Raw genomic sequence first — 21,697 nt, 5'->3', positions numbered from 1 at the left:
AGGGTCGAGGCACGCTGGGGTGGCTGGCGTAGGCCCGTTCGTCCGTCAGCCGCGGCTCAACATCCGCCCCGCCACCCCCGGCCCCTGTTCCTTCAGCGCGCCATACACCTGCACCAGCTCCGCGCCGGCGTCGAGGCGGTCGTTCAGGTGCGCGGCGGTCTGGATGCCGCCTACCGACAGCAGGGCCATGCGCGGGCCGCAGAGGCTGCGCAGGCGTTCGATCTGGGTGCAGGCCTGGGCTTGGACGGCAGGGTCTTGCCAGTGGCGGTAGCGCTGGGGTGTGGCGGGTGGGCCGGGGTCGTGGGCGGCGAGGAGGGCGTCGAAGCCCAGGTCGCGCAGCAGGGCGGCGAGGTCGAGGGGCAGGTCGCCCGGCAGGCAGCGCAGCTTGGCGGCCAGCGGGACCTGGCGGCCGCCGAGTCGGTCGAGCCGGTGCTGCCGTTCGCGCAGGCTGGCCAGCAGGCGGGTCAGGTGTGAGCGGGCGCCGGGCTCCAGCAGAGGCGCGCAGGCTGGGTGGATCAGGTTGAGCATGAGGTAGTCCGCCTGCGGCCAGAGCTGCGCTAGCGCTTCGTGGAAGACGGCCTCGGGAATACCCGGCGTCAGGCCGAGGTTGATGCCCAACTGCGCTGTCCCCGTGCTACGGAGCAGGCCGGACAATTCGGCCGGATGAAGGCTGCCCACTTCGATGAAACCGAAGCCCAGCGATCCGGCCCGTCGTCCCAGGCGGCCATGACGGTCGAAGCCAGCGGCGATGCCCAGGGGCGTGTCGAAGCGCAGGCCCATGGCCTCGACCGGCCGGGAGGGGGCGTCCTCGATGGCAAGGCGGGCGGCGGCGCAGGCCAGACTCAGGCGCAGGCGCTCGCGGAGGTGGCGCAGCGAGACGTCCGACTGCTGGACCTCAGCCATGCTGGCGCTCGAAGGCCGTCATGAAATCGACCAACTTGTCCACGCCAGCCAGCGGCATGGCGTTGTAGAGGCTGGCGCGAACGCCGCCCAGCGCCGGATGGCCGTGCAGGTTGAGCAGGCCGTGGCGTTCGGCGCTGCGCAGGAACAGAGGCAGCAGCCGTTCCTCACGGAGCTGGAAGCAGACATTCACCCGCGAGCGGTCGGTGGTGTGCTGGGGGCAGTGGTAGAGGTCGCTGCCGTCGATGCAGCGATAGAGCCTCCGGCTCTTTTCCAGGCCGAGGGCCGCCATGGCGGTGAGGCCACCCTGGCGGGCGATCCAGCGCAGCATCGCGCCGGCGCAGTGCAGGGCATGCAGCGGCGGCGTGTTCAGGCGGCTGTTGGCGGCGGCCTGCAGGGCGTAGCTGAACACCGAGGGCAGGCCGGGGCGCGGCGGCCGGAGCAGGTCGTCGCGGACGATCACCAGGCAGAGCCCGGCGATGCCCAGGTTTTTCTGGGCGCTGGCATAGATCAGGCCGAAGCGTTCCAGCGGCAGCGGGCGGGTGAGCAAATCCGAGCTCATGTCGGCCACCAGTGGTACCGGCAGCTCGGGGAAGTCATGCAGTTGCAGGCCGTCGCCGGTCTCGTTGCTGGTGACGTGGCAATAGCCCAGGTTCGCATCGAGCTGCCATGCCTCGAAGGGCGGGAGGGCGCGGAAGCCCGAGTCGGCGCCGCTGGCGATCACCTTCAGCGCAGCGTGCCGGCGTGCCTCGGCGATGGCCTTGCGCGCCCAGTGGCCGCTTTCCAGGTAGCCGGCGGATTGGCCCGGCGCCAGCAGGTTCAGCGGCAGCAGGGCGAACTGAGCGGATGCACCGCCCTGGAGGAACAGCACGCGGTAGTGAGCGGGCAGTTGCAGCAGGGCGCGCAGGTCTTGTTCGACGTCCTCCTGCATCCGTCTGACGGCCGCCGCGCCGAACGGCTGCTCCAGCGGACCCTGCTCGACCAGCGCCTCGCGCAGTGCCGCGCGCACCTCGGCGGGCAGCGGCGAGGGGCCGGCGGCGAAGTTGTAGATCGCCTCAGAACAGGTGCAGGCCATGTCCGCCGGCCGCCATCAGGAACAGCAAGGGCATCGAGAGAATGGTGTTGCTGCGCGAGGACAGGAAGGTGATGCGCGAGCAGCGCACCCGTTCTTCGAAGCTCGCCGGCACGAAGCCGAGCAGCTTCTTCTGGTGCGGCCAGAGCACCAGCCAGAGGTTCAGCAGCATCAGCGTACCGATCCAGGCACCGAGGCCGATCACCGCCAGCGGGCCGCGCAACAGCAGGGCGTCCGGCAGCCAGCCGCGCTGCCAGAGCATCGCCATGCCGGATGCCCAGACCACCAGCGAGGCGTAGCGGAAGATGCCGTGCTCGCGCTTCATCCGCCGCTCCAGGTCGCGTTCCAGCGCGGCGGCATCGCCCCGGAACGGTACGTAGGCCGGTTGCTGCACGAAGCTGGCGTAGTTGTGGCCGATCCACACCAGGGCGAACAGCAGATGGGCATAATGGGCCAGGAGATCGAGAGCGAGCATGAATCCTCCTAGGCGACCAGCCAGAAACGCAGCAGCAGGTAGACGCCCAGGGTCAGGACCAGCCCGGCGCCCAGGGTTCCGGCGAAGCTGTCGTGGGGCAGTTTCATGGCCCGATCCCCTGGCTGGCGTGGCGCGGTATCAGCGGCGCATCGACGAGCCGCGCCCGCTGGGCCTGCTGCACGGCCTGTCGGACCAGGGCGTGGTGCGGCGACTTGCTGCAGGCGGGGTCGGCTTCGTGGCCGGAACCGGTCAGCAGCAGCGCCTGGCAGCGGCAGCCGCCGAAGTCGGTTTCCTTCTCGCTGCAACTGCGGCAGGGCTCGGGCATCCAGGCGTCGCCCCGGTAGAGCTTGAACACCGGCGAGTCGTGCCAGATGGCTTCGAGCCGTTGCCGGCGCAGGTTGGGGAACTCCAGGTGTTTGAAGTTCGTGGCCTGGGAGCAGGGCAGCACATCGCCGTTGGGAGCGATGGTCAGATGGATCGCGCCCCAGCCGTTCATGCAGGCTTTCGGGCGGCCTTCATGGTAGTCCGGAATGACGAAGAACAGCGTGAGGCGGTCGCCCAGCCGGATACGCGCCTCCCGTACGGCGGCTTCGGCGCGCTCCAGTTCCTCTCGGGTGGGCATCAGTTGGTCGCGATTGAGCAGCGCCCAGTTGTAGTACTGCACGTTGGCCAGCTCGAGGTATTCCACCCCCAGTTCGGCGGCGAAATCGATGATGTCCGGCACCTGGCCGATGTTCTGGCGGGTGATGGGCACGTTGAGCACCATCGGGAAATCCAGGGCCTTGATCGAGCGGGCGATGGCCAGCTTGCGTTCCCAGCAGTCGACGCCGGCCAGTTGCCGGGCCACGTCGCGGTCGGTGGACTGGAAACCGAGCTGGATGTGGCGCAGGCCGGCGTCCTTCAGGGCGTGCAGGCGCGCCTCGGTGAGGCCGATGCCGGAAGTGATCAGGTTGGTGTAGTAGCCCAGGCGATCGGCTTCGGCGACGAGGATTTCCAGGTCCTTGCGCAGGGTCGGCTCGCCGCCGGAAAAGCCGATCTGCATGGCGCCGAGCGCGCGGGCCTGGCTCATCGCGTCGATCCATTCGGCGGTGCTCAGCTCGTTCTGGCGGTAGTCGGCGAACTGCCGCGGGTTGCTGCAGAAGGCGCATTGCAGCGGGCACTGGTAGGTCAGCTCCAGCAACAGCCAGACCGGATTGCCGCCGCCATCAAGCCGTGGTTCGGATCCAGCCTTTGCCATGGGATACCTCCAGGAAGTTCAATACGCCGTTGCTTATCGTTGTTTCGTCTGCGGCGCAGTAGCGTTGGGAAAGTTGTTTGATTATTTGCCCGACCGTATTCTTCCCGTCGCATAGCTGAAGAATGTCGCCACCGGTTTCGTTCAACTTGACGATGCCTTCTGGATAAAGAAGAACATGCGCCTGTTGCGAGTCTTCCCAGCGGAACAGGAAGGGTGGGCGGATTTCGAAACGGTCGTGCGGCGTGATGGCATGCGCGCTCATGAGCGTCTCCTCGATACGGCATGGCGCCAGGCGGGGCGCCATGCCACGGTGGGTCAGCGCACGTAGACGTAAGCGGTCACTTCGAAGCCCAGGCGAAGGTCGCAAAAGGCCGGATCGATCCACTGCATGGTTGCTCTCCTGTTTCGGAAAAAGGATTGTTTCGATGACGCATCTCGAAACTAGGGCAACTTTCACTGTGGCCTGATACGACTTTGGAAGGAACTTTCCGGGTATTTGGTAGTGGCTGGATTGTTGTTTGTTGCGGAATCGTTTATTTGAAGCGGTTTTTGATTTTCATCAAGGGCGAAGTTTCGGTGGCCTAATAAGTTAGATAACTTTTATTTCGTCGTTCAGCCTGTTTCCGCAGCCCTCCCACCAAAGCACACCTCCTCTACAACCAAGGCACAATGGCCAAGTGATGGCCAGCTCTGCCTAATGCCGGAACCGAACAACAAGAAAACCGGCGACTTGGCCAGCAGGCGAGCCAGCCGGAGCCGCGAGGTGCTACATGCGCACGTTCTCTCTGCCCCCCGTTGCCGTGGCTCTGGTCCAGGGCCTGCTCATGATCGTTCTGCTGTTCGCCGTCGGCAGCGGTTGGCCGATGGGTTTGGCGATACCGCTGGCGCTGGCGGTTGCCGGGCTGTCGTGGCTGGTGCGGCGGCCGGCGGAGGTGCCGGATGAGATAAAGGGGCCGGATATCGGCCGTCTCGCCCGTGACCTGGCACACACCACCAGCCACAACGCGTTGTCGGCGGCAGGTGTGTCCTATGCGGTGCAGCGGCTGGCGGAGAAGCTGCAATCGCAGTTGTCGGCGGCGGTGACCATCGTCGGCAGCGCCGAGACCATGATCCACACCGAGGAGGCCACTTCGGCCCTCAGCCAGCAGGCCCGCGATGCCGCCAGCGAGGCGCGGCGCAGCAGCGACGAGGGCCGCGAACGGGTGACCTCGGCCATCGCCTGCATGCACCAGTTGAGCCTGCGCGCCAGCGCCAGCCGCGAACTGATAGAGGCGCTCAGCCAGCGCAGCGAGGAAATCCAGCGGGTGACGCTGGTGATCCAGTCCATCGCCAGCCAGACCAATCTGCTTGCGCTCAACGCGGCCATCGAGGCGGCACGGGCCGGCGAGCACGGACGCGGTTTCGCGGTGGTGGCCGACGAGGTGCGCGGGTTGGCCGGGCGCACCGCCAGCGCCACCGAGGAGGTGGGGCAGATGGTGGCGGACATCCAGGGCCGCACGGCGGAGGTGGTGGAGCAGATCCGCCAGCTCAGCAGTGACCTGGACGATGGCGTCGGCCAGGTGGAGCGCAGCGGCCAGCGCCTGGAGAGCATTGCCGGGCTGGCGCTGGAGGTGGAGAGCCAGATCACCGAGATCGCCCAGGGCGCGGAAACCAACCGGCAGCAATTGAACAGCCTGTTCGCCGCCATCGAGCAGATGCGCGGTGACCTGCGCGCCAGCGAAGAGCAGACCCAGCACTTGGCCGAAGCGGCGATGCAACTGGAGGGGCAGGCCGAGACCATCAGCGAGCGGCTCGCCGAGGTGGGCCTGAACGACTATCACCAACGGGTCTACGACCTGGCCCGCGAGGGCGCCCAGGCGATCGCCGAGCGTTTCGAGGCGGACATCGACAGCGGTCGGATCGGCCTCGACGACCTGTTCGACCGCCAGTACCAGGCGTTGCCGAATACCCACCCGACCAAGTTCCGCACGCGCTTCGACAGCTATACCGACCAGGTGCTGCCGGCGATCCAGGAACCGCTGCTGAGTCGTCACGAGGGCATGGTGTTCGCCATCGCCTGTACACCGGAAGGCTACGTGCCGACCCACAACCTGGCGTTCAGCCATGCGCCCACCGGCGACCGCCAACAGGACATGGCGCGCAGCCGCAGCAAGCGCAAATTCACCGACCGCACCGGCATCCGCTGCGGCAGCCACCAGCAGCCGCTGCTGTTGCAGACCTACACCCGCGATACCGGCGAGCTGATGCATGACCTGTCGGTGCCGATCTTCATCAAGGGCCGGCATTGGGGCGGCCTGCGCCTGGGCTACCGGCCGGAGGGGGCGGAGCGTCCGGGCAAGCCGGCGGTCGCCCAGACCCGAACGGCGCGGGGGAGAGTGGGGCTGCCGGCGTGAGGTGCTCACCGGCAGGGGCGGATTCATTCGCCGACGTGGCTTCGTTGGGCGAATGAATTCGCCTCTACGCCGGACCATTCTTGTGGGAGCGATTCATTCGCGATTGACGAAGCATGGTCGCCAGCCCATCGCGAATGAATTCGCTCCCACAGCGGACAATCCGTTCCATCGCAAAAGGCCGATGCCGTCATCCTTGTAGGGGCCCCGCGTGGCTTCGTTGGGCGAATGAATTCGCCCCTATACCGGACCCTCATTGTGGGAGCGAATTCATTCGCGATTGGCGAGGCACCGCCATCACCCATTGCATCGGACAGGGCCCGCGACCCCGCGTCGCAGAGAGCCCGCGAATCTACTACCAAATAACGAGACGCTCTGTGCGAATGGCGCATTCCACGGCTTTTCGGCCCCTGCAAAGATCGGTTCCATGACCTGTCCCATGTTGGGGCCAGGCTCCGACAAGAAGAGGCCAACCACCATGATCTATGCGCAACCCGGTACCCCTGGCGCCATCGTTTCCTTCAAGCCGCGCTACGGCAACTACATCGGCGGCGAGTTCGTCGCGCCGGTGAACGGGCAGTACTTCACCAATACCTCGCCGGTGAATGGCGAGGTCATCGCCGAATTCCCCCGTTCCGACGCCGCCGACATCGAGCGCGCGCTGGACGCCGCCCATGCCGCCGCCGATGCCTGGGGCCGCACCTCGGTGCAGGATCGCTCGAACATCCTGCTGAAGATCGCCGACCGCATCGAGCAGAACCTGGAAATCCTCGCTGTCGCCGAGACCTGGGACAACGGCAAGGCCGTGCGCGAAACCCTGAACGCCGACGTGCCGCTGGCCGCCGACCACTTCCGCTACTTCGCCGGCTGCATCCGCGCCCAGGAAGGCGGCGCCGCCGAGATCAACGACAACACCGCCGCCTATCACTTCCACGAGCCGCTGGGCGTGGTCGGGCAGATCATCCCGTGGAACTTCCCGCTGCTGATGGCCGCCTGGAAGCTCGCCCCGGCCCTGGCCGCCGGTAACTGCGTGGTGCTCAAGCCCGCCGAGCAGACTCCGCTGTCGATCATGGTCCTCGCCGAAATCGTCGGTGACCTGCTGCCGGCCGGCGTACTGAACATCGTCCAAGGCTTTGGCCGCGAAGCCGGCCAGGCGCTGGCCACCAGCACCCGCATCGCCAAGATCGCCTTCACCGGCTCGACCCCGGTGGGCGCGCACATCCTGCGCTGCGCCGCCGACAACATCATTCCGTCCACCGTCGAGCTGGGCGGCAAGTCGCCGAACATCTACTTCGAAGACATCATGAATGCCGAGCCGGCGTTCATCGAGAAAGCCGCCGAGGGTCTGGTCCTGGCCTTCTTCAACCAGGGCGAGGTCTGCACCTGCCCGTCCCGCGCGCTGGTTCAGGAGTCCATCTACGAGCCGTTCATGGCCGAGGTGATGAAGAAGATTCAGAAGATCAAGCGCGGCAACCCGCTGGACACCGAGACCATGGTTGGTGCCCAGGCTTCGCAGCAGCAGTTCGAGAAGATCCTGTCCTACCTGGAAATCGCCCGCAACGAAGGCGCCGAGTTCCTCGCCGGCGGTGCCGCCGAGCGTCTGGAAGGCGGCCTGGCCAGCGGTTACTACATCCAGCCGACCCTGCTGAAGGGCCACAACAAGATGCGTGTGTTCCAGGAGGAAATCTTCGGGCCGGTGGTGGGCGTCACCACCTTCAAGGACGAAGCCGAAGCCCTGGCCATCGCCAACGACACCGAATTCGGCCTCGGCGCCGGCGTCTGGACCCGCGACATCAACCGCGCCTACCGCATGGGCCGCGGCATCAAGGCCGGCCGTGTGTGGACCAACTGCTACCACCTGTACCCGGCCCACGCCGCGTTCGGTGGCTACAAGAAGTCCGGCGTCGGCCGCGAAACCCACAAGATGATGCTCGATCACTACCAGCAGACCAAGAACCTGCTGGTCAGCTACGACATCAACCCGCTGGGCTTCTTCTGAACCTTGGGGACCCCGGCGCGTCGCTCCGCGCGCCGGGTTTGCTTGCCAGTGCACCGTCAGGTGCGGGTCGGTCCGGAAGCGCACACAAACACTCCAATCCCGGACCCGATCGTCATCGCAACGCGGCCTTGGCCGCGTTTTTTTATTGAGTGGGGGCGAATTCATTCGCCCGGCGGAGCTAAATTGGGCGAATTGATTGGGGCTGTCTGCGCTAAGTGTTGCTGAAGGATTTTGAGTCAAACCGATTACTGAGTTCAGTAGGAACCTCTTGTTTCGCCCCTCGGCGAGTCACTTCTGGCAGTCGCCCCAGAAGTAACCAAGAGGGCTTGCCCCGACATCCGGGTCTCGCTCCATCGCCGTTCCGGGGGCCGGCGCGAGGGGCCATCCCTGGCCAATCGCGCCTCTCGCGGCATCCATGCCGCTCGTCCCCCTACACGACGATTCCGCTCGGCCTCCTGACGGGACGTCGGAGTTGGCCCCACCTTTTCTGCAAGCTTTCTGGCAATGGCAAAGCGTCAGGGGCACTTCGTTACGCAGGGCGGACGAAATCTCCTCTCTCCCGTTTACGGGAGAGGGGCTGGGGGAGAGGGTTTGCCATGCACATGGCGACGGTTGTGTCAGAGGGCTCCATTCAACGTTGCAGCAGCTAGCATTCGTCTGGCCCAGCACCGCCGGGCGAATGAATTCGCCCCTACGGGTCTTCGCCAGCAGAGCTGGCGCACACCGCAAACAGTTATGCAGTGACAGGCGGTCTATAGTCGTCGGTACGCGCATCGCGCTATTGTCATCGGCATAAGGGAAGAATGTGCGGGCCCACCGCACAGGGAGATCGTCATGGATCGCGACATCAGCTTCGCCACTTTCAACCTCTACAACCTGCAACTGCCCGGCAAGCCCACCTATCCGGGTGCCAAGCCGTTCACGCCCGAGGCCTATCAGCGCCGGCTGGCCTGGGCCGGTGAGCGGCTGCGTGAGCTGGATGCGGATGTGATCGCCTTCCAGGAACTATGGTCGGCCCAGGCGCTGCGTGAGCTGTTCGATGCCGCCGGGCTGTCCGCCGACTACGACCTGCAGTTCATCAAGGAGGAGTGGTACGACATTGCCGTGGCCGCCGCGGTGCGCAAGCCCTGGAAGGTGAGCGCGAAGACCCTGCACAAGCGCTTCCCGGACGGTTTCCGCCTGCTCAAGCGCCGTCACGGCGAGCCCGGTGCCGATGCGCAGCGCACCGACGATGACATCGAGGTGAGCATCGACCTGTTCTCGCGCACGGTGATCCAGTTGACCCTCGGCCATGAAAACGCCCAGGTGCCGCCGGTGGAGGTGTTCTGCGCGCACCTCAAGTCCAAGCACGCCACGCCGCTCGACAAGCCGGAGGCCGGCAACCCGGCGCTCAAGCCGCATACGGCCGCCCTCGGCGCGGCGTTGTCCACCATCCGCCGCACGGCGGAAGCGGCGGCGTTGCGGATGATCCTCACCGACCTGCTCAAGGGGACCGACCGCGCTGCCGTGCTGCTGGGCGATCTCAATGACGGCGTACACGCCAACACCCTGTCGATCCTCACCGCCCAGCCGGTCTACCGGCGCTACGCCAAGTCGCGCAAGGCCGGTGCCAACGACAGCGGACTGTACGCGGCGAGCTTCCTCCAGGCCCTCGCCGATTTCCAGGATGTGGCCTATTCCTACATCTACAAGGACGTGCGCGAGCAGCTTGACCACATCCTGGTGTCCGAGCAGTTCTACGACTATTCGAAGAAGCGCCACTGGTCGTTTCGCGACCAGCGCATCTGGAACGATCACCTGGATGCCGAGGACCGGGACGGGCCGGAGCGGCCGACATCCGACCACGGTATCGTCAGGGCCCGGTTTCTCTGGGACCCGGCCTGACAAGCGGGTGCGCCGGCGCAGCGGCCGTCGTCGCCATCATGGCACTACCAAGGCACGACGCTGTCTCCTTCGAAAGTACCATTCTGCTGAAGGCAGGCCAGGTGCTTAATGGGACTGTCGGAATGCCTCCGACGCCATAACAAGAGGAATCAGCCATGTGGACTAAACCCGCCTATACCGATCTGCGCATTGGCTTCGAAGTCACCATGTACTTCGCCAACCGCTGATCGCCGCGTGCCCCGGCTTGCCGGGGCCTCCCGCGTTTTCGCCGCTTCCCTCGGCGTTTTTTCGAAGTTCGACAGGGCCTGGTCATGCATATCCAGATTCTCGGCTCGGCCGCCGGCGGCGGTTTTCCCCAGTGGAACTGCAACTGTCGCAATTGCCGTGGCGTTCGTGACGGCAGCCTGCGGGCGCAGCCGCGTACCCAATCCTCCATCGCCCTGAGCGACAACGGCGTCGACTGGATCCTGTGCAACGCCTCGCCGGACATCCGTGCCCAGATCGAAGCCTTCCCGGCCCTGCAACCGGCGCGCAAGGTGCGCGACACGGCGATCGGCGGCATCGTCCTGCTGGACAGCCAGATCGACCACTGCACCGGCCTGCTGACCCTGCGCGAAGGCTGCCCGCATCAGGTCTGGTGCACCGAGATGGTCCACCAGGACCTGACCACCGGCTTCCCGTTGTTCAACATGCTCAAGCATTGGAACGGCGGGCTGGTCTGGAACCCCATCGACCTGGACGGCGAACCCTTCGTCATCCCGGCCTGCCCGGACTTGCGCATTACCGCCGTGCCGCTACGCAGCAGCGCGCCGCCGTACTCGCCGCACCGCAACGACCCGCACCCGGGCGATAACATCGGGCTGTTCGTCGAGGACGCGAAGACCGGCGGCAAGCTGTTCTACGCACCGGGGCTCGGCCAGGTGGACGACGCGCTGCTCGCGCTCATGGCCAAGGCCGACTGCCTGCTGGTGGACGGTACCCTCTGGCGCGACGACGAGATGCGCGTCTGCGAGGTGGGCGACAAGCTCGGCAGCGAGATGGGCCATCTGCCGCAGAGCGGTCCCGGCGGCATGATCTCGGTGCTCGACGGGCTGCCTGCGCCGCGCAAGATCCTGATTCACGTGAACAACACCAACCCGATCCTGGACGTCGATTCCCCCGAGCGCGAAAGCCTCGCGGAGCATGGCATCGAAGTCGCCTGGGACGGCATGAACATCCGGCTCTGACCCGCATTTCGAGAAGGATCCAGGCAATGACCGCACCCGCCATGTCCCCCGCCGAGTTCGAACAGGCCCTGCGCGCCAAGGGCGCCTACTACCACATCCACCACCCGTTCCACGTGGCCATGTATGAAGGTCGCGCGACCCGCGAGCAGATCCAGGGCTGGGTGGCCAACCGCTTTTACTACCAGGTGTGCATTCCGGTGAAGGACGCGGCGATCATGGCCAACTGCCCGGATCGCGAGACCCGTCGCGAGTGGATCCAGCGCATCATCGACCACGACGGTGCGCCGGGCGAGGAGGGCGGCATCGAGGCCTGGCTGCGGCTGGCCGAGGCGGTGGGGCTGGACCGCGAGCAGGTGCTGTCGCAGGAACTGGTGCTGCCGGGCGTGCGCTTCGCGGTGGACGCCTACGTCAACTTCGCCCGTCGCGCCAGTTGGCAGGAGGCGGCCAGCAGCTCGCTGACCGAACTGTTCGCGCCGACCATCCACCAGTCGCGGCTGGACGCTTGGCCGCAGCATTACCCCTGGATCGACCCGACCGGCTACGACTACTTCCGCAAGCGCCTGAAAGAAGCGCGCCGCGACGTCGAGCATGGCCTGCGCATCACCCTGGAGCACTACCGCACCCGCGAGGCTCAGGAGCGCATGCTGAATATCCTGCAATTCAAGCTGGACGTGCTCTGGAGCATGCTCGACGCGATGAGCATGGCCTACGAGCTGGAGCGCCCGCCGTATCACACCGTGACCCGCGAGCGCATCTGGCACCGGGGGATCGCGCTGTGAACGGCGATATCCTCGACAAAATCCCGGCCCTGCGCCGTGGCTTCCGTTTCCAGTGGGAGCCGGTGCAGGAGTGCCACGTGCTGCTCTATCCCGAGGGCATGATCAAGCTCAACGAGAGCGCCGGGGCGATCCTCGGCGAGGTGGACGGGCAGCGCAGCGTCGGCACCATCATCGAGGTGCTGGCGGCGCGCTTCCCGGACGTCCAGGGCATCGACGAAGACATCCGCGCGTTCCTGGAGGTGGCCCATGCCCAGTTCTGGATCGAGTTGCGCTGAACGGCCCGGCCCGCCGCTCTGGCTGCTGGCCGAGCTGACCTACCGCTGCCCGTTGCAGTGCCCGTACTGCTCCAACCCGCTGGACTTCGCCCGCCAGGGCGAGGAGCTGAGCACCGCCGAATGGATCGAGGTGTTCCGCCAGGCGCGCGAACTGGGCGCCGCGCAACTGGGCTTCTCCGGCGGCGAGCCGCTGGTGCGCCAGGACCTGGCCGAGCTGATCAAGGCCGCCCGCGACCTGGGCTACTACACCAACCTGATCACTTCCGGCATCGGCCTCACCGAGGCCAAGATCGCCGCCTTCGCCGACGCCGGGCTGGACCATATCCAGATCAGCTTCCAGGCCGCCGACGAGGAGGTGAACAACCTGCTGGCCGGCTCGCACAAGGCATTCGCCCAGAAGCTGGCGATGGCCCGCGCGGTCAAGGCCCACGGCTACCCGATGGTGCTCAACTTCGTCACGCACCGGCACAACATCGACCACATCGACCGCATCATCGAACTGTGCATCGCCCTCGAGGCGGATTTCGTCGAACTCGCCACCTGCCAGTTCTACGGCTGGGCCGAGCTGAACCGCGCCGGCCTGCTGCCGAGCAAGGCACAACTGGAGCGCGCCGAGCGCATCACCAACGAATACCGGGCGCGGCTGGCGGCTGAGAAACATCCCTGCAAGCTGATCTTCGTCACCCCCGACTACTACGAGGAGCGGCCGAAAGCCTGCATGAGCGGCTGGGGCAAGCTGTTCCTCGACATCACCCCGGACGGCACCGCGCTGCCCTGCCACAGCGCCCGTCAGTTGCCGGTGCAGTTCCCCAACGTGCGCGAACACAGCATCCGCCATATCTGGGAAGAGTCCTTCGGCTTCAACCGCTTCCGGGGCTATGACTGGATGCCCGAGCCCTGCCGCTCTTGCGACGAGAAGGAGCGGGACTACGGCGGCTGCCGCTGCCAGGCCTACATGCTCACCGGCGACATGACCGCCGCCGACCCGGTGTGCGCCAAGTCTGACCGGCACGGCATCATCCTCGACGCTCGCCGCCAGGCCGAGGAAACGCCCCAGGGACTGGAGAGCCTGCAATACCGTAACGAGAAGGCGTCGAGGGTTATTTGTAAGGGGTGAGGGGAGAGGGGGCAGAGCGGTTCGGTGTGGGCTTTTGATCTCCTCCCACTTCACCCCTCACGCCTCCCATCTCCAGTGAGCAAGATCGTCCAAGACAGCCACGCCCAGGAACGGATAGGGTTGCGGGTCCAAGGAGGTCCTGCATGTCCCGTTCCCACGAATTCCTCAACGGTGTCCGCGACATGGTGCCCATGCTCATGGGCGCCGTGCCGTTCGGCATCATCTTCGGCACCCTGGCCGGCGCGGCCGGGTTGTCCGCCTGGCAGGCCATCGGCATGTCGCTGCTGGTGTTCGCCGGCTCCGCCCAGTTCATCGCCCTGAGCCTGATCGGCGGCGGCGCCGGAATGGCGGTGGTGCTGCTCACCACCTTCGTGGTCAACCTGCGCCACGCGCTCTACAGCGCCACCCTGCAACCCTTCGTCCGCCACCTGCCGACCCGCTGGCGGGTGCCGCTGGCGTTCTGGCTGACCGACGAAGCCTTCGCCGTGGTCCAGCACCGCTATGCCGAACCGGACGCCTCGCCGTTCAAGCACTGGTACTACCTGGGCGCGGCCCTGGCCATGTACCTCAACTGGCAGCTCTCCACCCTGGTCGGCGTCGCCTTCGGCCAGGCGGTGCCGAACCTGGCCGGCTGGGGCCTGGACTTCGCCATGATCGCCACCTTCGTCGGTATTGTCGTGCCGATGCTGCGCAACCGCCCGCAAGTGGCGGCGGCCCTGGTGGCCGCGGTGGTGGCGCTGCTGGCCCACGCCTGGCCGTACAAGCTCGGCCTGATGGCGGCGGCGCTGGCGGGGATCGTGGTGGGTGTCTGGCTGGAGCGCAGCGCCGATGCCGAACTGGATGAGGAGACCGCCTGATGGATACCTGGCTGCTGATCCTTGGCATGCTGGCGATCACCTTCGCCACCCGCTACAGCCTGTTCGCCTGGCCGGACTTGCGCTTCCCGCCGCTGGTGCGCCAGGGCCTGCACTACGTCCCCGGCGCCGTGCTCACCGCCATCGTGGTGCCGGCCATGCTGATGCCCGAAGGTGAACTGGCACTGCGCCTGGACAACGCCTACTTGCTTGCCGGCCTGTTCGCCATCGCCCTGGCGGCCGTCACCCGGAACTTGCTGGCGACCATCGTCGGTGGGTTGGCGGTGTTCTTCCTGCTGCGCTGGGCGTTGGGGCAGTTGCCGATCTGAGTGGGGTTCGGTCCCGGACTGCGCTTGGGCTTGGCTACGGTCGGGTAGGGGCGATGCCGTGTGGGCGAATGAATTCGCTCCCACAGAAATCGCCGGTGTAGGAGCGAATTTATTCGCCCGAAAGAGCTACACAGGTGGATACATCCCACTCCCTCTCAATGCGACGTCCCTTCCGCGAATTCGATCTTGTTACCGACGTTGTACTTGCCGGACGGCTTGTTCATTGGCAGGCGCTTGATCTCTTCCAGGGTGCGGGCGTTGTAGACGATCAGTGCGCCTTCGCTGTCCCACACGCTGAGCAGGGCGTAGCGGCCGTCCTGGGTGAATTCCACGTGGGCGGCGTTCTTGCCCGGCATCGGGCGCAGGGTGTGGGCGATTTCCAGGGTCTGTTTGTCGATCAGGTGCACCCGGTCGTTGTTCGGGCCGAAGAACACGTCGGTCCAGGCGTAGGGTGAGTCCTTGTGGCTGCGCATGAAGAAGCCGGGGCCGTCGGTGGGGATTTCCTTGATCAGCTTCCAGGTCTTGATGTCCAGCACCGAGATCAGTCCCTGGCTGATGTTCGGGGTGGCGAACACCCACTCGCCCTGGCGTTTCCAGTAGATGCCCGAGCCCAGGTGCGGCATACCCGGCAGCGGGATGTCGGCCACCGCCCGGCCGGCGTCGAGGTCGATCACCTGGCCGCCCTTGGCCGCCCGCGAGGTGGCCAGCAGGTAGCGGTAGTCCGGGGTGAAGGAGAAATCGTCGAGGCGGTCGCGGGCGGCGATGCGCCGGGGCTGGAAGTCCGGCGTGCCTGCGTAGGACAGCTCCCAGGCTTCGTTCACATCCTTCAACGCGACCACGAAGCTGTCGCGCGGCGGCGCGGTGTAGACCGCGCTGACCCGCGAGGCGCTGCCGTCCGCGCCGAGCGCCGGGATGACCTTCACCGGGGTCAGGTCGCGGGCGTCCAGCACCACCAGGTTGCCCGGCAGATAGTTGCCCACCAGCACCCAGCGGCCGTCGTTGCTCACCGCCAGGTTGCGGGTGTTCAGCCCGGCGCGGACTTCCGCCACGGTGCTCAGGCTGTGCAGGTCGTAGAGGGTGATCCAGCCGTCGCGGGCGGCGAAGTAGACGAAGCGGCCCTCCGGCGAGAACTTCGGCCCGCCGTGCAGGGCGAAGTGCGAGGGGAAGCGGGCGAGCACGTCGAAGCGGTCGCCGTCGAGGATGTTCACCTGATGGTTGCCGGCCTCCACCACCACGAACAGGTTGAGCGGATCGGCGCCGTGCTGCGGCTTCGCCGGCAGGCTGTCCGGTGCGCGCAGGATGCGGTGGCTGGCGCGGATGTCGGCCTCGCTCCAGGTCGGCGGCGTGGCGGAGGGTTGGTAGAGGTAGGCGACCAGTGCGTCGAGTTGGGCGTCGTCCAGGCGGTCGCCGAAGGCGGCCATCTGGCTGGCCGGACGGCCGTCGCGGATAGTGCGACGCGCCTCGGCCGGCTTCAGCCGCTCCAGGCTTTCCGGCAGCAGGGCCGGACCGGCGCCGCCGAAGCGGTTCTCGCCGTGGCAGCTCTGGCAGTGTTGGCGATACAGCGCGGCGGCGTCCGGGGTGGCGGCGGACAGGCTCTGGAGGGGCAGGGCGAGGCCCAGCAGCAAGGGGATCAGCCGCATAGCGCCTCCACGCGTGGCATGCGTTCGGCGCGCAGGCGGGCGGGGTAGTCCAGGACACGGTCGGCGAACAGGTCCACCACTGCGCCGATCACGGTGAGCGTCGGCGGGGCGAGGCGATGTTCCTGGGCGAGAGCGGCGAGGCCGTCCAGGCGGCCACGAACCACCTGCTGGTCCGGCCGGGTGCCGTTGCCGAGCAGGGCCGCCGGGGTGTGCGGCGGCAGGCCGGCGGCGATCAGTTCGCGGCTGATTTCCTCGAGGCTGGCCAGGCCCATGTAGAACACCAGGGTCTGGCCGCCGCTGGCCAGGCTCTGCCAGGGCAGGTGCAGGGCGCCATCCGCCTGCAGGTGGCCGGTGATGAACTGGCAGGACTGCGCCAGGCCGCGATGGGTCAAGGGGATGCCGGCGTAGCTGCAGCAGCCCGAGGCGGCGGTGACGCCGGGCACCACCTGGCAGTCGATGCCACGCTTGAGCAGGTAGTCCAGTTCCTCGCCGCCACGGCCGAAGATGAACGGGTCGCCGCCTTTCAGCCGCACCACGCGCAGCCCTTGCAGGGCCAGCCCGGCGAGCAGCAGGTTGATGTCGTCCTGCGGCAGGCTGTGGTGGCCGGCGGCCTTGCCGACGTAGTGGGTCTCGCAGCGGGGCGGCAGCATGTCCAGCAGCGCCGGGTTGACCAGGCGGTCGTAGACCACCGCGTCGGCCTGCTGCAACAGGCTCCAGGCGCGCAGGGTGAGCAGGCCGGGGTCGCCCGGTCCGGCACCCACCAAGGCCACTTCGCCGGGTTCGAGCCGCGCCGCGAGGGCAGCGGGGAGTTGCGACATCGGGTCCATGGAAGCTCCTTGCTCAGAGGGAAACGCTATGGATGCGCCGCGGTTCGGACAGGCCGATTTCCGCATCGCTCAGGTAGCAGCCGGGGTCTTCGGCCCAGAGGTCGCCCTCGGCCCAGGCGCGGGTGCGGGTGTTGCCGTTGCAGATCGCCAGCCAGCGACACCCGGCGCAGCGCCCGCCCACCGCGCGCGGGTGCTGGCGCAGGCGTTGCAGCAGCGGGTCCGGGCGCTCCAGCCAGAGTTCGCGGAAGGATTGCCGGCGCACGTTGCCGACGCGGTGCTGCCACCAGTAGGTGTCCGGGTGCACGTCGCCGATGTTGTCGATGTTGGCGATGCCGGCCCCCGAGGCGTTGCCGCCCCAGGCGCGCAGCAGGCGTTCCAGTTCGTCGCGCTGCTCCGGCAGGTGCCGTTCGGCCCAGTGCAGGAGGAGCACGGCGTCGGCGTCGTTGTTGCCGCTGACGAAATCGCTGTCGTGCCCGGCGCGGATGTCTTCCCAGGCGCGGTCGAAGATCAGCCACATGGCCTCGCGGGTCATCCGGGCGTGGGCGTCGGCGCCGCGGCTGCGCTTGCCGCGACCGCTGTAGTTGAGGTGCGAGAGGTAGAACTTCTGCACGTCGTGTTCGCGCATCAGGTCGAGCAGCGCGGGCAGTTGCGGGTGGTTGTGGCGGGTCAGGGTGGTGCGCAGGCCGACGCGGATGTCGTGGGCGCGGCACAGGTCCACGCCGCGCAGCGAGGCGGCGAAGCTGCCCTTGAGTTGGCGCCAGTCGTCGTGCACCGCTTCCAGGCCGTCGAGGCTGATGCCGACGTAGTCGAAGCGGGCCGCGGCGATCCGCTCGATGTTGCCCTCGTCGATCAGCGTGCCGTTGCTGGAGAGGGCGACGAAGAAGCCGCGTGTCCGCGCATGGTCGGCGAGCTGGAACAGGTCAGGGCGCAAAAGCGGTTCGCCGCCAGACAGGATCAGCACACGCACCCCGGCGTCGTGCAGATCGTCGATCACCCGCAGGGCTTCGTCGGTGTCCAGCTCGTCGCGGAAGGTGCTGTCGGCGGAGGTCGCGTAGCAATGCCGGCAGGTCAGGTTGCAGCGCCGCAGCAGGTTCCAGATCACCACCGGCGGGCGTGTGCTGCCGGGTGGTGCGCTGCGCGGGGCCGGGCTCTGGCCGGCCAGGGTGCGCAGGTAATGGCTGATCCTCAACACGGGCAGATCCTCCTGGATTCGGGTGCCGTCCTGTGTTCGCAGGATCGGCGAGGGCCGGGAGGCGCTCCTTGATTTCGCGCAAGAAAGGGGCGGGCCCCGGTGCGGCAGGGCGTCGCGCTCAGCGCATGCGTGAGCGGGGTTCACCCAGCCGCAGGCCGGTCTTCTTCAGGATGCGGCTGCTGACCAGCATGTCGTCGGCGCGGCAGGCGTCGCCGAGGAGGGCGCGGATTTCGGCGCGGTAGCCATCGATCTCCGCCGCGCTGCGGCCGTGGACCATGGCGAACAGGTTGTAGCGCCAGCCGTCCTTGCGCGGGCGGCGGTAGCAGTGGCTGACGCAGGGCAGGGTACCGACGGCCGGACCGAGGCGCTCGATCGCATCGTCGGCGACGTCCCATACGGTCATGCCGTTGTGCCGGTAGCCCAGGCGGTAATGGTTGGGCACGGCGGCGATGCGGCGGATGGCGCCATCCGCATGGAGCCGGGCGAGCAGTGCCAGGGTGGCGTCCGGGCTCAGCCCGAGGCGTTCGGCGAGCCAGCCCCAGGGGTCTTCCACCAGCGGCAGGCCGGCTTCGGTGAGGGCGACCAGCCGCCGTGCCAGATCGGCGTCAGAGGGGGAAATGCAGGCCGACATGGTAGGTCGCCTCCTTGGGCAGATCGAGCACGGCGAGACCGGTTCGCGCCTCGATTCGCGCCAGGCTGGCGGCGACGTCGGCGGGGGTCGCGCAGGCCAGGACGAACCACATGTTGTAGGCGTGCTCGCGGCGGTAGTTGTGGGCCACTTCGGGCAGGTCGTGGAGCAGTGCGGCCACTTCCTCGAAGCGTGTTTCGGGCACGGCCAGTGCCGCCAGGGTGAAGGCGCCGCCGAGGCGTTCGATGTCGAACATCGGGCCGAAGCGGGTCAGGGTGCCGTCGTCCAACAGCGCCTGCACCCGCCTGCGCAACTCGGCGGGGGGCGCGGCCAGCTCGTCGGCCAGTGCCTCCCAGGGGCGGCGCACCAGCGGCAGGCCGTATTGCAGGCGGTCGATCAGGCGGCGGTCGAGGTCATCCATGGCGGCGCTCCGCGGCGGGGGCGTAGCGACCGCCGCATTGCTTGTAGGCGCGGATGCTGAACAGCAGGGCATGGGGATGGTGCGCCAGGCCCTGCTCGCCGAGCAGTGCGGCGATGCGCTGGCGCACCTGCTCGCGCTCGCGGCCGTGGATCATGCAGAACAGGTTGTAGCGCCACTGCGGCGGACGGCGCGGACGGCGGTAGCAGAGGTTGACGCCGGGCGCCTGGCCGAGCCGGCGGCCGACGTCGTCCACCTCGGCATCGGGGATGTCCAGCACCAGCATGGCGTTGGCGCGATAGCCCAGGGCGTGGTGGCGCAGCACCAGTCCGACGCGGCGGAACAGTCCCTCCGCCTGCCATTCCCCGACCTGGGCCAGCACCTCGTCTTCGGCACAGCCGAGTCGCTCGGCCAGCAGCCGGTACGGGCGCGGCACCAGCGGCAGGCCCTGTTCCAGCAGGCGGCGCAATTCGAGGTGTTGCTCGGTGTTCATCGCAGGGTCTCCAGGGGGAAGCCGAGGTCGATGCGGTAGGCGGTGTGCATCGGCAGGTCCAGCGGCATCAGGCCGGTTTCCGCTTCGATTTCGTCGAGCACCCGGGACAGGTGGGCGCGGTCCGGGCCGGTCAGGACGAACCAGAGGTTGTAGCGGTGCTCGCGGCGGTAGTTGTGGTTTACCTCGGGGAACTGGCTGATGCGCGCCGCCACCTGCTCCAGGCGCGCCTCGGGCACGCTCAGGGCGACCAGGGTGCTGGCGCCGGCGCGGCGATGTTCGAACACCGGGCCGACCCGCGACAGCGCGCCTTCGGCCTGGAGCCGGGCCAGCCGGTCGAGCACGTCGGCCTCGGTGCAGTCCAGCGCCTCGGCCATCGCCCGATAGGGCTCGGGACAGAGCGGCATGCCGTGCTGGAAGCGCTCGATGAGGCGCCGGCTGAGGTTGTCCAGTTCCATGCTCAGAGCCCCGTCTCGTGGGCCCGGCTGCTGAAGAAGATACCGCTCGGGCTTTGCGCGGGCAGGCATTGGAGCAGTTCCAGGCGATACGGGTCCCAGACCTGCACTTCGCCGCCGTCGCGCACGGACAGCCAGAGCTGGTCGCCGCGCGCGGTGAATTCCATGTGCAATACCGCCGGGCCCGGTTCCAGGGTGCTGATGATGCGGTGCGTCTCGCTGTCGATCACCTGCACCTTGCCGTTGTCCGGGTAGGCGAAGTTGACCCAGATCTGCCGGTGGTCCGGCCGCGCCATGACGAACACCGGCTGGCCGAGCACGTCGATGCGGTCGGTCTGGCGCCAGTCGCGGCTGTCCAGCACCAGCACCTGGTGGTGGCCGACGGCGGGGACGAAGGCCTGCTCGCCGGCCACGGTCCAGCCTTCCAGGTGGGGCATCTTGTACACCGGCAGCTTCTGCGCGCCGCGGCCGTAGTCCTCCAGCACCCGCTGCACGCCGCGCTCGGGATGCCAGAGGTCGAGGCGGGCCATGCCGTCCTCGCCAAACAACCCGGCCATGTAGTAGCGGCCGTCCGGGGTGATGAGAGCGTCGTAGGGCTGCTTGCCGATGCCGGTGTAGCGGGTGACGATGGGCGTGTGGCCCTGGCTGAAATCGGCGGTCCAGATTTCGCCGGTGTCGAACAGGCTGAAGACGAAGCGCTGGCCGGGCGCGTCCACCAGGCCCACCACGCGCGAGCGCTTGCCGCCCTCGGCCAGCGGAGTGGCGACGATTTCGGCGATGGGTGCCAGGGTGGCGGCGTCGAACACCCGCACGCCGCCCGGTTCGTAGTTGGAGACGGCGATCAGCGAGCCGTCCTGGCTGATGGCGCCGCCAATGCTGTTGCCGCCCTGGACGATGCGCCGGTCGATGCGCTGGCGCAGCAGGTCGACCTTGGTCAGCCCGCCGTCGCGGCCGAACACGTAGGCGTAGCGCTGGTCGCGGGAGAACACTACCGAGGCGTGGGACAAATCGCCCAGGCCCTCGACGCGGGCCAGGCGGCTGCGGCGGCTGCTCTCGACGATCTGCAGGCTGCCGCTGGCGCGTTCCACCACCACGCCGAGGTCGCCGCTGCCGCGCAGGTCGGCTTGCTGGGCGCAGGCGGTCAAAAGCAGGCTGGCCAGCGCCAGCAGGGTCGCTCGGATCATTGCGGGTTTCCTTCTGTCAGGCGATCGATCAGCCAGGCGATGTCCTGCTCGCCGAGCAGGCCCTCCCAGCCGGGCATGGCGGTGCCGGGGCGGCCGTGGCGGACGGTGGCGATCAGGCTGTCGCGTGGCTTGCCGGCCAGGGCTTCGCGAGTCAGCGGCGGGCCCAGGCCACCGGTCAGGCGCAGGCCGTGACAGGAGCCGCAGTCCTGGCGCAGCAGGTTGTCCAGTTCGGCCTGCCGCGCCGAATCAAGTCCCTCGGCCTGGGCGACGGGGCCGGACAGGCAGGCGGCGAGCAGGGCGAGGCGGAGGAGTGACATGCGCAGTTC

At 67.6% G+C, this 21,697-nt stretch carries 25 protein-coding genes; 10 read left to right on the top strand and 15 right to left on the bottom strand.

The window, feature by feature from the left end:
* Window positions 1–45 precede the first annotated feature (45 nt).
* From PIN01S_RS07680 to pqqA (PIN01S_RS27410), 6 genes are all read right to left on the bottom strand, one after another.
* A complete protein-coding gene (locus PIN01S_RS07680; protein ID WP_084334967.1) occupies window positions 46–903 on the bottom strand; it encodes a beta/alpha barrel domain-containing protein in 858 nt (285 codons plus the stop codon).
* Window positions 896–1,975 carry a 3-phosphoserine/phosphohydroxythreonine transaminase gene (serC, locus tag PIN01S_RS07675; RefSeq protein ID WP_084334965.1) on the bottom strand — a complete coding sequence of 360 codons (1,080 nt, stop codon included), beginning with the start codon at window positions 1,973–1,975 and terminating at the stop codon, window positions 896–898. Before serC ends, PIN01S_RS07680 begins: the two co-directional genes overlap by 8 nt.
* On the bottom strand, window positions 1,956–2,447 hold the full coding sequence (locus tag PIN01S_RS07670; RefSeq protein ID WP_084334963.1) for a urate hydroxylase PuuD: 492 nt from the start codon (window positions 2,445–2,447) through the stop codon (window positions 1,956–1,958). The genes serC and PIN01S_RS07670 overlap by 20 nt, the downstream gene beginning before the upstream one ends.
* A gap of 103 nt (window positions 2,448–2,550) precedes the next feature.
* Window positions 2,551–3,684 (bottom strand): pyrroloquinoline quinone biosynthesis protein PqqE, encoded by a 1,134-nt coding sequence (pqqE, locus tag PIN01S_RS07665; RefSeq protein ID WP_084334962.1) that lies wholly within the window; start codon window positions 3,682–3,684, stop codon window positions 2,551–2,553.
* Window positions 3,653–3,946, bottom strand: a complete 294-nt coding sequence (gene pqqD / locus PIN01S_RS07660) for a pyrroloquinoline quinone biosynthesis peptide chaperone PqqD (protein ID WP_084334960.1) — start codon at window positions 3,944–3,946, stop codon at window positions 3,653–3,655. Before pqqD (PIN01S_RS07660) ends, pqqE (PIN01S_RS07665) begins: the two co-directional genes overlap by 32 nt.
* A gap of 53 nt (window positions 3,947–3,999) precedes the next feature.
* The gene (pqqA, locus tag PIN01S_RS27410) at window positions 4,000–4,074 is read right to left on the bottom strand and encodes a pyrroloquinoline quinone precursor peptide PqqA (protein WP_076714217.1); all 75 of its coding nucleotides are present in this window, start codon (window positions 4,072–4,074) and stop codon (window positions 4,000–4,002) included.
* A 380-nt stretch (window positions 4,075–4,454) separates the two neighbouring features.
* On the opposite strand from pqqA (PIN01S_RS27410), the gene PIN01S_RS07650 reads away from it, so the two are divergent.
* From PIN01S_RS07650 to PIN01S_RS07605, 10 genes are all read left to right on the top strand, one after another.
* Window positions 4,455–6,077 carry a methyl-accepting chemotaxis protein gene (locus tag PIN01S_RS07650; protein ID WP_084334958.1) on the top strand — a complete coding sequence of 541 codons (1,623 nt, stop codon included), beginning with the start codon at window positions 4,455–4,457 and terminating at the stop codon, window positions 6,075–6,077.
* A 475-nt stretch (window positions 6,078–6,552) separates the two neighbouring features.
* Window positions 6,553–8,073 carry an acetaldehyde dehydrogenase ExaC gene (exaC, locus tag PIN01S_RS07645; protein ID WP_084334956.1) on the top strand — a complete coding sequence of 507 codons (1,521 nt, stop codon included), beginning with the start codon at window positions 6,553–6,555 and terminating at the stop codon, window positions 8,071–8,073.
* Between the two features lie 834 nt (window positions 8,074–8,907).
* Window positions 8,908–9,957 carry an endonuclease/exonuclease/phosphatase family protein gene (locus PIN01S_RS07640; RefSeq protein WP_084334954.1) on the top strand — a complete coding sequence of 350 codons (1,050 nt, stop codon included), beginning with the start codon at window positions 8,908–8,910 and terminating at the stop codon, window positions 9,955–9,957.
* A 155-nt stretch (window positions 9,958–10,112) separates the two neighbouring features.
* Window positions 10,113–10,184 carry a pyrroloquinoline quinone precursor peptide PqqA gene (gene pqqA, locus PIN01S_RS07635; protein ID WP_003243383.1) on the top strand — a complete coding sequence of 24 codons (72 nt, stop codon included), beginning with the start codon at window positions 10,113–10,115 and terminating at the stop codon, window positions 10,182–10,184.
* Between the two features lie 84 nt (window positions 10,185–10,268).
* Window positions 10,269–11,183: a pyrroloquinoline quinone biosynthesis protein PqqB gene (gene pqqB, locus PIN01S_RS07630; RefSeq protein ID WP_084334952.1), complete on the top strand. Its 915-nt coding sequence runs from the start codon at window positions 10,269–10,271 to the stop codon at window positions 11,181–11,183.
* A gap of 26 nt (window positions 11,184–11,209) precedes the next feature.
* Window positions 11,210–11,962: a pyrroloquinoline-quinone synthase PqqC gene (gene pqqC, locus PIN01S_RS07625; RefSeq protein ID WP_084334950.1), complete on the top strand. Its 753-nt coding sequence runs from the start codon at window positions 11,210–11,212 to the stop codon at window positions 11,960–11,962.
* Window positions 11,959–12,237 carry a pyrroloquinoline quinone biosynthesis peptide chaperone PqqD gene (pqqD, locus tag PIN01S_RS07620; RefSeq protein ID WP_084334949.1) on the top strand — a complete coding sequence of 93 codons (279 nt, stop codon included), beginning with the start codon at window positions 11,959–11,961 and terminating at the stop codon, window positions 12,235–12,237. Before pqqC ends, pqqD (PIN01S_RS07620) begins: the two co-directional genes overlap by 4 nt.
* Window positions 12,209–13,354: a pyrroloquinoline quinone biosynthesis protein PqqE gene (gene pqqE, locus PIN01S_RS07615; RefSeq protein ID WP_084334948.1), complete on the top strand. Its 1,146-nt coding sequence runs from the start codon at window positions 12,209–12,211 to the stop codon at window positions 13,352–13,354. Before pqqD (PIN01S_RS07620) ends, pqqE (PIN01S_RS07615) begins: the two co-directional genes overlap by 29 nt.
* A 143-nt stretch (window positions 13,355–13,497) precedes the next feature.
* Window positions 13,498–14,211, top strand: a complete 714-nt coding sequence (locus tag PIN01S_RS07610) for an AzlC family ABC transporter permease (protein ID WP_084334946.1) — start codon at window positions 13,498–13,500, stop codon at window positions 14,209–14,211.
* Complete coding sequence (locus tag PIN01S_RS07605; protein WP_084334944.1) at window positions 14,211–14,537, top strand: AzlD domain-containing protein; 327 nt, start codon at window positions 14,211–14,213, stop codon at window positions 14,535–14,537. Before PIN01S_RS07610 ends, PIN01S_RS07605 begins: the two co-directional genes overlap by 1 nt.
* A 155-nt stretch (window positions 14,538–14,692) precedes the next feature.
* Here the strand turns inward: PIN01S_RS07605 and PIN01S_RS07600 are convergent, their stop codons facing one another.
* The 9 genes from PIN01S_RS07600 to PIN01S_RS07560 all read right to left on the bottom strand — a co-directional run bounded on the left by PIN01S_RS07600 (window position 14,693) and on the right by PIN01S_RS07560 (window position 21,688).
* Window positions 14,693–16,177 carry a nitrite reductase gene (locus PIN01S_RS07600; protein WP_084334942.1) on the bottom strand — a complete coding sequence of 495 codons (1,485 nt, stop codon included), beginning with the start codon at window positions 16,175–16,177 and terminating at the stop codon, window positions 14,693–14,695.
* Window positions 16,168–17,004 (bottom strand): uroporphyrinogen-III C-methyltransferase, encoded by an 837-nt coding sequence (gene cobA, locus PIN01S_RS07595; RefSeq protein WP_084334940.1) that lies wholly within the window; start codon window positions 17,002–17,004, stop codon window positions 16,168–16,170. Before cobA ends, PIN01S_RS07600 begins: the two co-directional genes overlap by 10 nt.
* 13 nt (window positions 17,005–17,017) lie before the next feature.
* A complete protein-coding gene (gene nirJ / locus PIN01S_RS07590; RefSeq protein ID WP_084334938.1) occupies window positions 17,018–18,196 on the bottom strand; it encodes a heme d1 biosynthesis radical SAM protein NirJ in 1,179 nt (392 codons plus the stop codon).
* Between the two features lie 118 nt (window positions 18,197–18,314).
* Window positions 18,315–18,827 (bottom strand): siroheme decarboxylase subunit beta, encoded by a 513-nt coding sequence (gene ahbB / locus PIN01S_RS07585; RefSeq protein WP_084334936.1) that lies wholly within the window; start codon window positions 18,825–18,827, stop codon window positions 18,315–18,317.
* Window positions 18,802–19,245, bottom strand: coding sequence for an Lrp/AsnC family transcriptional regulator (locus tag PIN01S_RS07580; RefSeq protein WP_084334934.1), 444 nt, complete (start codon window positions 19,243–19,245; stop codon window positions 18,802–18,804). The genes ahbB (PIN01S_RS07585) and PIN01S_RS07580 overlap by 26 nt, the downstream gene beginning before the upstream one ends.
* On the bottom strand, window positions 19,238–19,735 hold the full coding sequence (gene ahbB / locus PIN01S_RS07575; protein WP_084334932.1) for a siroheme decarboxylase subunit beta: 498 nt from the start codon (window positions 19,733–19,735) through the stop codon (window positions 19,238–19,240). The genes PIN01S_RS07580 and ahbB (PIN01S_RS07575) overlap by 8 nt, the downstream gene beginning before the upstream one ends.
* Window positions 19,732–20,190: an Lrp/AsnC family transcriptional regulator gene (locus PIN01S_RS07570; protein ID WP_084334930.1), complete on the bottom strand. Its 459-nt coding sequence runs from the start codon at window positions 20,188–20,190 to the stop codon at window positions 19,732–19,734. The genes ahbB (PIN01S_RS07575) and PIN01S_RS07570 overlap by 4 nt, the downstream gene beginning before the upstream one ends.
* A 2-nt stretch (window positions 20,191–20,192) precedes the next feature.
* Window positions 20,193–21,371, bottom strand: a complete 1,179-nt coding sequence (locus PIN01S_RS07565; protein WP_084334929.1) for a cytochrome D1 domain-containing protein — start codon at window positions 21,369–21,371, stop codon at window positions 20,193–20,195.
* Window positions 21,368–21,688 (bottom strand): c-type cytochrome, encoded by a 321-nt coding sequence (locus tag PIN01S_RS07560; protein ID WP_084334928.1) that lies wholly within the window; start codon window positions 21,686–21,688, stop codon window positions 21,368–21,370. The genes PIN01S_RS07565 and PIN01S_RS07560 overlap by 4 nt, the downstream gene beginning before the upstream one ends.
* Window positions 21,689–21,697 lie beyond the last annotated feature (9 nt).

Origin of the sequence: Pseudomonas indica NBRC 103045, assembly GCF_002091635.1 — a bacterium.
Taxonomy (GTDB): domain Bacteria; phylum Pseudomonadota; class Gammaproteobacteria; order Pseudomonadales; family Pseudomonadaceae; genus Pseudomonas_M; species Pseudomonas_M indica.
Note: the sequence above shows the minus strand (reverse complement) of the source record. Positions and strands in the feature narration are given on the sequence as shown.

Excerpts from the sequence above, each read along its gene's own strand:
- PIN01S_RS07650 (WP_084334958.1), top strand. The coding sequence starts at position 4,455 with ATGCGCACGTTCTCTCTGCCCCCCGTTGCCGTGGCTCTGGTCCAGGGC.
- PIN01S_RS07560 (WP_084334928.1), bottom strand. The coding sequence starts at position 21,688 with ATGTCACTCCTCCGCCTCGCCCTGCTCGCCGCCTGCCTGTCCGGCCCC.
- PIN01S_RS07640 (WP_084334954.1), top strand. The coding sequence starts at position 8,908 with ATGGATCGCGACATCAGCTTCGCCACTTTCAACCTCTACAACCTGCAA.
- pqqE (WP_084334962.1), bottom strand. The coding sequence starts at position 3,684 with ATGGCAAAGGCTGGATCCGAACCACGGCTTGATGGCGGCGGCAATCCG.
- exaC (WP_084334956.1), top strand. The coding sequence starts at position 6,553 with ATGATCTATGCGCAACCCGGTACCCCTGGCGCCATCGTTTCCTTCAAG.
- PIN01S_RS07605 (WP_084334944.1), top strand. The coding sequence starts at position 14,211 with ATGGATACCTGGCTGCTGATCCTTGGCATGCTGGCGATCACCTTCGCC.
- cobA (WP_084334940.1), bottom strand. The coding sequence starts at position 17,004 with ATGGACCCGATGTCGCAACTCCCCGCTGCCCTCGCGGCGCGGCTCGAA.
- ahbB (WP_084334932.1), bottom strand. The coding sequence starts at position 19,735 with ATGAACACCGAGCAACACCTCGAATTGCGCCGCCTGCTGGAACAGGGC.
- serC (WP_084334965.1), bottom strand. The coding sequence starts at position 1,975 with ATGGCCTGCACCTGTTCTGAGGCGATCTACAACTTCGCCGCCGGCCCC.
- PIN01S_RS07570 (WP_084334930.1), bottom strand. The coding sequence starts at position 20,190 with ATGGAACTGGACAACCTCAGCCGGCGCCTCATCGAGCGCTTCCAGCAC.
- PIN01S_RS07670 (WP_084334963.1), bottom strand. The coding sequence starts at position 2,447 with ATGCTCGCTCTCGATCTCCTGGCCCATTATGCCCATCTGCTGTTCGCC.
- PIN01S_RS07680 (WP_084334967.1), bottom strand. The coding sequence starts at position 903 with ATGGCTGAGGTCCAGCAGTCGGACGTCTCGCTGCGCCACCTCCGCGAG.
- ahbB (WP_084334936.1), bottom strand. The coding sequence starts at position 18,827 with ATGTCGGCCTGCATTTCCCCCTCTGACGCCGATCTGGCACGGCGGCTG.
- PIN01S_RS07565 (WP_084334929.1), bottom strand. The coding sequence starts at position 21,371 with ATGATCCGAGCGACCCTGCTGGCGCTGGCCAGCCTGCTTTTGACCGCC.
- pqqE (WP_084334948.1), top strand. The coding sequence starts at position 12,209 with ATGCCCAGTTCTGGATCGAGTTGCGCTGAACGGCCCGGCCCGCCGCTC.
- pqqC (WP_084334950.1), top strand. The coding sequence starts at position 11,210 with ATGACCGCACCCGCCATGTCCCCCGCCGAGTTCGAACAGGCCCTGCGC.
- PIN01S_RS07580 (WP_084334934.1), bottom strand. The coding sequence starts at position 19,245 with ATGGATGACCTCGACCGCCGCCTGATCGACCGCCTGCAATACGGCCTG.
- PIN01S_RS07600 (WP_084334942.1), bottom strand. The coding sequence starts at position 16,177 with ATGCGGCTGATCCCCTTGCTGCTGGGCCTCGCCCTGCCCCTCCAGAGC.
- pqqB (WP_084334952.1), top strand. The coding sequence starts at position 10,269 with ATGCATATCCAGATTCTCGGCTCGGCCGCCGGCGGCGGTTTTCCCCAG.
- pqqD (WP_084334960.1), bottom strand. The coding sequence starts at position 3,946 with ATGAGCGCGCATGCCATCACGCCGCACGACCGTTTCGAAATCCGCCCA.
- PIN01S_RS07610 (WP_084334946.1), top strand. The coding sequence starts at position 13,498 with ATGTCCCGTTCCCACGAATTCCTCAACGGTGTCCGCGACATGGTGCCC.